General features: G+C 71.0%; 8 protein-coding genes. 6 read left to right on the top strand and 2 right to left on the bottom strand.

What is annotated here, in order from left to right:
* Window positions 1-35: 35 nt before the first annotated feature.
* Window positions 36-575, bottom strand: a complete 540-nt coding sequence (locus tag ACFW01_RS04590; RefSeq protein WP_384502368.1) for a GNAT family N-acetyltransferase — start codon at window positions 573-575, stop codon at window positions 36-38.
* On the bottom strand, window positions 572-1,858 hold the full coding sequence (locus ACFW01_RS04585; protein WP_384502367.1) for an XRE family transcriptional regulator: 1,287 nt from the start codon (window positions 1,856-1,858) through the stop codon (window positions 572-574). Before ACFW01_RS04585 ends, ACFW01_RS04590 begins: the two co-directional genes overlap by 4 nt.
* Before the next feature lie 240 nt (window positions 1,859-2,098).
* On the opposite strand from ACFW01_RS04585, the gene ACFW01_RS04580 reads away from it, so the two are divergent.
* The 6 genes from ACFW01_RS04580 to fxlM all read left to right on the top strand — a co-directional run bounded on the left by ACFW01_RS04580 (window position 2,099) and on the right by fxlM (window position 9,766).
* Window positions 2,099-2,545 (top strand): ATP-binding protein, encoded by a 447-nt coding sequence (locus tag ACFW01_RS04580; protein WP_384502366.1) that lies wholly within the window; start codon window positions 2,099-2,101, stop codon window positions 2,543-2,545.
* 224 nt (window positions 2,546-2,769) lie between these two features.
* Complete coding sequence (locus tag ACFW01_RS04575; RefSeq protein WP_359195989.1) at window positions 2,770-2,958, top strand: hypothetical protein; 189 nt, start codon at window positions 2,770-2,772, stop codon at window positions 2,956-2,958.
* A 94-nt stretch (window positions 2,959-3,052) separates the two neighbouring features.
* Complete coding sequence (locus ACFW01_RS04570; protein WP_384502365.1) at window positions 3,053-3,232, top strand: FxLD family lanthipeptide; 180 nt, start codon at window positions 3,053-3,055, stop codon at window positions 3,230-3,232.
* A gap of 217 nt (window positions 3,233-3,449) precedes the next feature.
* Window positions 3,450-6,404 (top strand): lantibiotic dehydratase, encoded by a 2,955-nt coding sequence (locus ACFW01_RS04565; RefSeq protein ID WP_384502452.1) that lies wholly within the window; start codon window positions 3,450-3,452, stop codon window positions 6,402-6,404.
* A complete protein-coding gene (locus ACFW01_RS04560; protein ID WP_384502364.1) occupies window positions 6,401-7,660 on the top strand; it encodes a lanthionine synthetase C family protein in 1,260 nt (419 codons plus the stop codon). The genes ACFW01_RS04565 and ACFW01_RS04560 overlap by 4 nt, the downstream gene beginning before the upstream one ends.
* A gap of 24 nt (window positions 7,661-7,684) precedes the next feature.
* A complete protein-coding gene (gene fxlM / locus ACFW01_RS04555) occupies window positions 7,685-9,766 on the top strand; it encodes a methyltransferase, FxLD system (protein WP_384502363.1) in 2,082 nt (693 codons plus the stop codon).
* Window positions 9,767-9,851 lie beyond the last annotated feature (85 nt).

The raw sequence follows: 9,851 nt of genomic DNA, 5'->3' as shown, positions 1-9,851 counted from the left end.
TAGGCCCGAACGGGGGCTGTACGTACGCCGCGCATTCAACGACTGGCGCGGATCATCACGGTAAGAAGCGGCGAGGCCGGTGACGGCTGGCTCTGGCCGATGTCGTCGTACCCCCACGACTTGTAGAGCGCGTGGACCTTTCCGTCTCCAGCTGCCGGGTTGACCATGAGCGTGACGTACGGCTCGTCGCGCGTGGCGAGGAGGGCGTCGTGGATACGGCGGGCGGTGCCCGTCTTCCGCCAGGTCGGCCGGACGCCGATCTCCTTCAAGGCCACGACCGGATGCTCGGTGTACTTGTCCGCCGGCGTCGGGCTGGTGCGCTGCCAGTAGCGGTCGCCATATTCGATGGTGTTGCCATAGGCGTAGCCGATCGGCTGCCTGTCAGCGTAGGCGAGGACGGCCGTGAACCCTGGTTCGCCGCCGTGTCGGTCCAGGCGTTCGCCGAACGCGGTGACCGCGTAGTTCGGCAGGTTGAGGAGTGGGGCGCGAACCTCGGCGTACACGTCGAGGAGATCGCCGCGGACGGTGTCGAGGGTGGTGAACGTGCGCAGTTCGATGGCGGGCGCCGTGGTCATGCGGCCATCCTCCAGGCGGCGGTGTGCTCGGTCCAGGTCTGCGCGGTGGAGCTGCCCGGCGCGGTGGCGCGCAGCGCAGCCCCGAACTCCTGCAGCATGCGCGATACGCGGGCGTGCTGGGTAGCGGCCTCGTCGGGGACCTTCATCGCGGTGGCCGTGGCGGCGTCGGCGGCACCCTGCGCGAGCTGGGCGTGCGCGAGCCGGGTCGTGGTGATGGCCCGGGACCGGACCATGTGGGGCCGCAGCGCGGACAGGCAGCGGTGGGCGTGGAACTCGGCGGTCGCGTAGTCGCCGAGCGCCAAGTAGGCGGACAGGGCCAGGGAGTCCAACTCGGCCTGGTCGTAGAACGCGAGCATCCACACCGGCCGGTACTCGGCCGGGTCGGCGCGCAGCATGGCGTCCTGTGCCTGATCGAACGCGCGGCGGATGCCAGTGCGATCCTGCGCCGTACCGTGAATCGCCGCCTGCCGGGCCAGACCCAGGGACGCGAAGAGCGGGTCACGGCGCGTGATGTGCAGGTTGCGGGCCACGTCGTTGGCGGCGAGCGCGTCGGCGGGCCGGCCCATGTGCCGGTACATGGCCCCCGCGTGACTCCAGATGCGGAACTTGATCGCCTGATCGCCGGACATCTCGGCGAGGGCCTGGGCCTCACGCATGTGCCCCTTGGCGACGTCGTAGCGACGGCCGTCGATCGCGGCCCACATCGCCGAGGAGCGGAACGCCGCCGCGGAGGCATAGAGGCTGCTGCGTACGCGTTGGGTGGCGCTGCCGGCGTTCTGGAGGTTCAGCGCCTCGTCGGCGAGCGCGGCAGCCTGCTGCTCGATGCCGAGTTGTCCGCCGTGGCGGTGGTCGCTGGCGATGATCTCGGCGAAGCGCGTGTTCAGGCGGTTGACGTCGCTCATGCCGATGCGTCGCGGGGATGCGGTGCCTGGTGCGGCTGCTGCCACGGCGGCAGCCGCTGCAATGCCGCCGACGAGGGTACGACGCTTCATGTCGGGGTCCTCCTGCTGCGGTGCGGCTGGGCTGGACGGAGTCCGGCCCCGTGGCACGAACCCTAGAGCGACGGCGGGCAGGCTGCTGACGTCCTCGAGTGCCTTACGGGTAGCCGATTTGGGCCACGTGACCCGCCCGGCCTTCCAGGCCCGGACCGACGAGCCGTCGAGGCCGCCAGGCCGCCCGGTCAGCCGCTCTAAGGCACTGTTCGCAGCGTCAGCAAGGCTGTTTGAGCTGTAGCCGTGTTCGGCCATCCACGCCTCAAGAACCCGGTTGCGCGGGGTGTCCATGCACGCACGGTAGCTCTCACGCCCCCTCACCCACCAGGTAAAGGGAAGGTCAAATCGCCCTAGGTCTTGCTTCCGGGTGGATGGCTGATCGTCCTAATCACCTTGCTGCAAAAGGGAGTTGTCTGGTTGCTGGTCGCTCGCCACTCCCTCCGGTGCGGGCGGCTGTTGACGGCCCGGCGCGCCCCTGGCGCCTTCTCAGGGGTGAGCCGGGCGCCGAGACAACGCGAAGGCTCAACCCCAATGACGAGTCTCATTACGCCACTTCAGGCCGCTCCCACCGGCCATCCCGCCTACAGCCAGACCTTCCCGTGCGAGCCGGCCACGGCCGAGATCGGCCGCCAGCTCGTCCGTGACGCTCTCGGCGTATGGCGCCTCGACAGCCTTGCCGACGTCGCCGCGCTGATCATGTCGGAGCTGATTGCGAACGCAGTCAGGCACACCTCGTGCCACTCGATCCGGCTGATCATTGGGCGGCCGAGCGCGATACGGGTGCGTGTCGGGGTGGTGGACCGGGCACCCTTGCGCCTGCCGGTTCTCGGTCAGGCTGGTGAGGACGACGAGGCAGGCCGTGGCCTGCTCCTGATTGACGGCATCGCCGACCGCTGGGGCTATGACCTGCACGGCCCGGACAAGCGCCCATGGGGAAAAGAAGTCTGGGCCGAACTCCTCATAGGAGCCGACGAATGATCACCCCTGCCGCGGTGACCCCGCCCATCCCGGACGTGGCCCGACTGCGGCCCCGACAGCAGATGGCCATGGAGTGCGCCCGCTGCGCCCGGTACCTGGGGGCGAGTGGCGAGGTGGTGGGCGATGTGCGTCATCGGGGCCTGCTGTTCCGGCTCTGGGTCTGCGGGCCCGCTTGCCGGTCGCCCACTCCCAGGTCGCGGAGCGGAGCCGAGGCATGAGCTCGCGTGGACGAGCGCTGGGTCACCGGTGACTGCTGGCTCGGGTGCGAGCGCACCGGAGTGCCGGTGATCTGGCTCGGCCCGCTGCAGTGGGACGGGCAGCACGCCCCGGTCTACACCTGCAAGCCGTGCCTCGACCGGCTCAAGGCTCGGGCACTCGCCTACTTCATGCAGCGGCGGCCAGTTGCCGTCTGACCAGACTCCCGCTCCCGGCCGTGCGGTGCTGTGCCGTGCGACCGGAGGCGGGCACCACCGCACAACAACATCCCATCCACTCAGAGGAGTTGGCATGACACGCAGCACCGTAGTACCGAGCAGCACTCAGGTCAGGCAGCAGACCCCGGGGACGTCGGACGGCTTCGACCTGGACGTCTCCCTCGTCGAGGTGGCCGACCCGTCGGGTCTGGTCAACCTGACCGACGACAACTGCGGAACCACCTGCGGCGCCTGCACCACCAACGTCGCCTGACCTGAGGCTTCGCATCTCTACGGGCTGGTGCCGTCGCGCACGCGGCGTGGCGGCACCAGCCGCCTGTCCCTCACCTACGGAGGTAGTGGTGGCTGTTCCGCGCCCAGCGTTCCGAACCGGCACGACCGCGCTCGTACGAGCCGTTGCCCGGCCGACACTGCCATGTCCTCCGCTCCCTGACCTCGACGAACGCTCTGCCAACGGGTCGGCCACCTGTATCGCGTGGCTGCGCGAGGTATGGGCGAACAGCAGCGTCGCCGAGGCCCTGGAGCACGCGAGCCCGGTCCTGGCCGCGCAGGTACGGACCGTGTGCACGACCCATGAGCCGTCATCGCGTGACGTGCGTCGTACGGCGCCGTCCGTGGCCCGCTACCTGCTGCGTTCCCAGCACCGTGCCACGCCGTTCGGGCTCTTCGCCGGTGCGACCACTGCGGCGTTCGGTCCGCAGGCGGGGGCATGCTGGGGTGTGGAGCACGTGGCTGTCAGCCATGCGGGCGCAGAGTGGTTGGCCGCTGTCGTCGAGCAGATGGAGTCCTTCCCCGACCTCCTCGAACGGCTGCCCGTGCTCGTCAACAACACCGTGACGAGTCGCGGAGACCGGCTCATCGTGCCGTTTCAATCCGACGCCCAAGACGATCGGACTCGCGCGGTGGAGGCGTCCCTGGCCTTGACCGAGCCCGTGCGCGCGGTCCTCGTCGCGACGCAGGCACCGATCAGGTTCGGTGCACTTGCGGACAAGCTCCGGGCGGAGTTCCCCACGGCTGGGCCGGAGAAGGTACGCCGGCTGCTGGTGGAGCTGATCCAGCGGCGCGTGCTGATCACGAGCCTGCACGCGCCGAGCACCGAGACCGACGCCCTCGGGTATCTGCTCGCCCAGCTCGACGCGATCGACGCCGATACCCTCCCGACGGTCGCGGAGACGGTGCGCGAGCTGAGGGCGATCCGCACCGGTCTGAAGACGTGCACTTCGCGCGGCGAGCGGGACAGCGTCGCAGCGCGGATGAGTGCCCTCGTGCCGGGCCTGCGCCGCCACCCTGTTGCGCTCGACCTGCGCTTGGACGCGCAGCTCGTACTGCCGGATGCGGTCGCCCGCGAGATCGAGCGCGCCGCCCTGATCCTGACCCGAGTCAGTGCCCGCCCGTACGGCACCGCGGCGTGGGGTGCTTACCACCAGCGGTTCTACGAGCGGTACGGCATCGGCACGATGGTGCCGCTCCAGGAAGTCGTCGCGGACAGCGGCATCGGCTACCCCGACGGCTACCCGGGAACGCCGCCTGGCGCGCGCCGGCCGCGCGTCTCCGCTCGGGATGACGCCCTCGTACGGCTGGCGCAGGCCGCCGCACTCGACGGCCGCGACGAGGTGGTCCTCACCGACGAGTTGATCGACGCCCTGGACGTGGGGCCCGACGAACCCCGCGTGCCGCCGCACCTGGAGGTGGGGGTGCGGGTCCACGCGGCCAGCGTGGGCGAGCTGCAGCGCGGGCGGTTCCGGCTGGAGGTCGTGAGCGTGTCTCGCGGCGTCGGCGTCTCCACGGGTCGGTTCCTCAGCGTCCTGACCCCCGCAGGCGGTGAGGTCCTGGCCGCCGAGCTGGCTGACCCTCCAACTGCTGACAGCAACACCGTGCCCGCGCAGCTCTCCTTTCCGCCGCTCTTGCCCGAGAGCGCCCACGTCACGCGCGCCCCGCGAGTCCTGCCCACCGTGATCAGCCTTCAGGAACACCGAGCCCCCACCGAAGACGTCCTCACACCTGCGGACCTGGCGGTGGGGTGCGACGGCCGCCGTATGTACCTGGCCGCCCCCGAGCGCGGCCAGCGCATCGAGGCTGTCGGGATGCACGCGCTGAACCTCCACACGCACACTCCGCCGCTGGTGCGATTCCTGACTGAGTTGTCCCGCGCGCAATGCGCGCAGGTCACCGTGTTCGACTGGGGTGCCGCAGCGGCGATGCCGTTCCTGCCGCGCCTGCGGTACGGGCGCACAGTGCTCGCCGTGGCCCGCTGGCGGCTGGAGGCGTCCGAGCTGCCTGGCCGCGTATGCCCTCGGGCGGAATGGGACGCCGCCCTCACCGACTGGAGGGCCCGGCGGCGGCTACCTCAGCGGGTCTACCTCGTGGAGGACGACCGGCTCCTCTTCCTCGACCTCGACCAGGCTGGCCACCGCACGCTGCTGCGCCACCACCTCAACCGAGAGGGCCAGGCCGTGCTCGTCGAGGCCGCGGCACCGGAAGCGTATGGCTGGTGCGACGGTCGCGCCCACGAGGTAGTGGTGCCGCTCAAGGCGACCCGCCCGCCGACGTGGCCCGCATTGCCCGCCCCCACCCCGGCCCGCGCCCTCTCCACGGCCCAGATGCAGACGCCGGCCACTTCGTCCGTGCTCCTGGCCACCCTGTACGGAGACGCTCGACGCCAAGACACGTTGCTCACCCGCCACCTGCCGGATCTTCTCGAACGGCTCGGCGGCCCGCCCTGGTGGTTCATCCGCTTCCGCGACCCCGAGCAACACTTGCGCCTGCGCATCGCGCTCCCCGCCCCGGAGGCATTCGCCGAGACGGCCCGCACAGTCAGCGCGTGGGCCGACGAACTGCGCGGTGCCGGTCTGCTGGCGGACCTGCGTTACCCCACCTCCTACCGGGAGATGGGCCGCTGGGGCTCCGGCGCCGCATGGGACGCGGCCGAGGAAGTGTTCCAGGCGGACTCGCGCGCCATCCTGGCCCAGCTCTCCCAGCCACGGCTCCCGCACGAGCGCACGCTGGTGGCCGCACACACCGTCTCTATCGCCTCCGCGTTCCTCGGCAGCACCCAAGCCGGAATGCGCTGGCTGATCGACCACATCCCGCCCACAGCCCCCACGCCCGTCGCCCGCCCGCAGTTCACCGACGCCGTACGTCTGGCCGACCCGGGCAACGACTGGGCGGCACTGCGCAGCGCCCCAGGAGGAGCGGCCATCGTGTCGGCGTGGGCCGATCGCGACGCAGCGCTCGCCGCCTACCGGCGGCACCTGCCAGGGCGCCACACGCAGGGCATTGCCCTCGATGACGTCCTGACCTCGCTGCTGCACGTCCACTTCGTACGGCACATCGCGGTGAACTTCCCCGAAGAAGAGGTCTGCCTCTACCTCGCCCGCGCTGCCGCCCTGGCCTGGACCGCCCGCACCACTGGGAGGACACCGTGACCACACAGGCCACGCAAGACCTGGCCGACGCCATCGCCGAACAGCTTGCCGACCCCAGCACGCTCCTGCCGGCGGCACGTCGGCAGCACCTTGCCCACGGCCTTCCCGGCATCGCGCTCCTGCACATCGAGCGGGCTGCCGCAGGCATCGGACCCTGGCAGCGCGCCCACGACTGGCTCGCCGCCGCCTCCCGCGAACCGCTCACCAGCGGCCCCGACAGCCACCCCTTCTACGGGGCGCCCGCCTTTGCGCATGCCCTGGCCTGCGCCGCCGACCACATGCCCGGCGCCTACCAGCGCGCTCTTGACACTCTCGACCGGCAGATGGCGGCCGATGTGAGCCGCCGCGTCGACGCTGCTCACCGCCGCATGGATGTCGGACGCCTTCCAGCGCTCGCGGAGTTCGACGCCATTCGGGGCCTGACCGGCTACGGCGCCTGCCTCCTGCGCCACAACCCCGGCGGCCCCGCCCTGCTCGCCGTCCTGGACTACTGCGTACGCCTCACCCAACCGATCACGTACGACGGAGAGCCCCTGCCAGGCTGGTGGACAGACACGGGGCCCTCGGGCCGCCCGGATGACCGCTTCCCAGGCGGGCACGGCAACAGCGGCATGGCGCACGGCATTGGCGGCGTGCTTGCGCTGCTGGCGCTCGCCGCCCGGCACGGCACCTTCGTCGACGGCCACGACGGAGCACTGGACCGGATCCTGGCATGGCTGGACCGCTGGCGAGAGGACACGGGCCGAGGGCCGGCCTGGCCGTACTGGGTCACCCGGGGCGAGCTGCGCACCGGACGCCTCGCCCCGCCCGAGCCGCGGCGGCCGTCGTGGTGCTACGGCACCGCCGGTCTCGCCCGCGCCCAGCAACTCGCCGCGCTCGCCCTCGGCGACACCCGCCGCCAGGTGGACGCCGAGAACGCGCTCCTGGCCGCCCTCACCGACCCCGCCCAGCTCAAGGCCACGACGGACAACGGCCTATGCCACGGCTTCGCCGGTCTCGCCCACGTCGCTGCCCGTGCGGCCGATGATGCCCATCCCTCGACCGTCCGAAAGCTCCGCGCCGCTATCCCGGTGCTCCTGGCCGCAGTCCACCCGCCGGGCACCGACCCCGCACACGCCGCCACGGCGCTCATGCAGGACGAGGAGCGCGGCCCCGGCCTCCTCGACGGTGCAGCCGGTATCGCACTGGCCCTCCTCGCGCCCAGCACCGCAGTACCACCCCGATCCGCCTGGGACGCCTGCTTGCTCATCGCCTGACTCCATCGACCGAAGGACCCCCGCATGCCCCCGGACCGCTGGCAGCAACACAACATCATCTTCGCTGACCGCGAGAGCGCCCGGCGCGCCATCGCGGAACGCATCGCCCCTGTCCTCCTCACGGCCGAAGGGACCAGGCAGCTCACCGGCTGGTGGTTCATGAACAAGCAACCCTGGCCGCTGCGGTACCGCGCTGACGAGCTTTCACCCGCCGTCGAAGCGCTGTTGAGTGACCTCGTCCAGGACGGCACGGCCGTGTCGTGGCTGCCGTACATCTACGAGCCCGAGACCGATGCCTTCGGCGGGACCGAGGCCATGGATGTCGCTCACGAGCTATTCCACCAGGACAGCCGCCATCTGCTCACCTACCAGCCTGGCCCGGAGAACCTTGGGCGCAGGGAAACCGCCGTGCTGCTGGCGAGCACGATGATGCGGGCGGCCAGCCTGGACTGGTTCGAGCAGGGCGATGTGTGGGCCAAGGTCGCCGCGCTCCGACCGGCGACTGGCCATGTGTCCTCCGAGTGGACCGCCGAACTGGCGCCCGCGATGCGAAAGTTGATGACGGTCGACGCCCGCAGCCTGTGTCGCCCGAGCGGCCCGCTTGCCGGGCATGACGCTTGGGTGGCTGCTTTCGAGGAGGCGGGTGCCGCTCTGGCCTCCCTTGCCAACCGCGGCGCCCTCACTCGCGGTCTGCGAGCCGTCATTGCCCACCACGTGATTTTCCACTCCAACCGCGCCGGTCTCCTCCTGGATGACCAGAGCGCTCTGTCCAACATCGCACGAGAGGTAGTAATGGGAACGAGTGACAACACCGCGTCGCCCGCCGAGGCAACGACCGGCGCCGATAGCGTCAGCGCGGTGAACACCGACACGATCGCCACCCCCACGGCGGACGCCGAGCGCCTCCGCAACGCCCTGGTCGACCAGCTTCGCGCGGACGGGCACGCCAGCACGCCCACCGTCGAGACCGCGTTGCGCACGGTTCCCCGCCACGTGTTCGTGCCCGATGCGCCGCTCGAAGACGCTTACGCCAACGCACCGGTGCACATCAAGTACGACACCGACGGCACCTCGATCTCGTGCGCCTCCCAGCCGGGCGTTGTCGCTCTCATGCTGGACCAGCTCGACGCCCAGCCCGGCGAGCGCGTCCTCGAACTCGGCGCCGGCACCGGCTACAACGCCGCTCTGCTCGCCCACTTGGTCGGCGAGACCGGACACGTGACCACCCTGGACGTCGACGATGACCTCGTCGAGGGCGCACGCGCGCACCTCGCCGCCGCCGGTATGACCAACGTCGAGGCGGTGACCCGCGACGGGGCCCTTGGCTACGCCGAAGGAGCGCCGTACGACCGGATCATCGCCACCGTCGGCGCGCACGGCGTACCGCACGCCTGGCTGCAGCAGCTCGCGCCCGGCGGTCGGCTCCTCGTCCCCCAGCGCCTCAAGGGCACCGTGTCCCGGTCCATCGCCTACGAGCAGCGCGATGGCCGATGGGTGTCCCTGGGCAGCGAGATGAACACCTTCATGCCCCTCCGTCGCGGCATCGCCGACGACGACCGCCGCGTCATCCCGCTCAGCGCGGACGGCACCGTACGACTCCAGGCCCCCGCTGGGCAGAACATCGACGCGGACGCCCTCGCCGGTGTCCTGGGGCAGCCGCGCACCGAGGAGTGGACCGGCATGATGGTCCGCGCCATGGAGTCGCCGGAGTGGATGGAGCTGTTCGTTTCCTGCTCGCTTCCCTCCGGCCTGATCCGGATGCTGTTCCCCCAGAGCGCCAAGGGCACTCTGCTCACCGAGGACCCCTACCCCTCGTCGACCGCGGCCGTCGACAAAGGCGCCGTCACCTACCTGGCGCGGCGCTTGTCGGAGCGGAAGACGCCTGAGGGCGGCAAGCTCTGGGAGTTCGGCGTCATCGGCCACGGCCCCGGCAGCGACGAGCTGGCCGCCAAGGTCGCCGACGCCATCCGCACCTGGGACCGGGAGTACCGCGGCCGCGAGACTACGTTCGAGATCCAGCCCCCCGACGCCCCGGCCATCGAGCAGCGCCCCGGCCTCTTCGTTCTCGACACGCCGCTGAACCGCATCGTCGTCGACTGGCAGTGACGCCCGACGCGTAGCGGACGGTGCCCGCCGGCGTACGGCTGGCGGCACCGTCGTCTCAGCAGTTCTCAATCACGCCCGGGGGACC

This window comes from Streptomyces sp. NPDC058985, assembly GCF_042740985.1.
Classification (GTDB): domain Bacteria; phylum Actinomycetota; class Actinomycetes; order Streptomycetales; family Streptomycetaceae; genus Streptomyces.
This window is presented reverse-complemented; position numbering and strand designations above follow the sequence as displayed.

Bases quoted from the DNA above. Each gene is read 5' to 3' on its own strand.
- ACFW01_RS04590 (WP_384502368.1), bottom strand. From the start codon at position 575: ATGACCACGGCGCCCGCCATCGAACTGCGCACGTTCACCACCCTCGAC.
- ACFW01_RS04585 (WP_384502367.1), bottom strand. From the start codon at position 1,858: ATGGACACCCCGCGCAACCGGGTTCTTGAGGCGTGGATGGCCGAACAC.
- ACFW01_RS04580 (WP_384502366.1), top strand. From the start codon at position 2,099: ATGACGAGTCTCATTACGCCACTTCAGGCCGCTCCCACCGGCCATCCC.
- ACFW01_RS04570 (WP_384502365.1), top strand. From the start codon at position 3,053: ATGACACGCAGCACCGTAGTACCGAGCAGCACTCAGGTCAGGCAGCAG.
- fxlM (WP_384502363.1), top strand. From the start codon at position 7,685: ATGCCCCCGGACCGCTGGCAGCAACACAACATCATCTTCGCTGACCGC.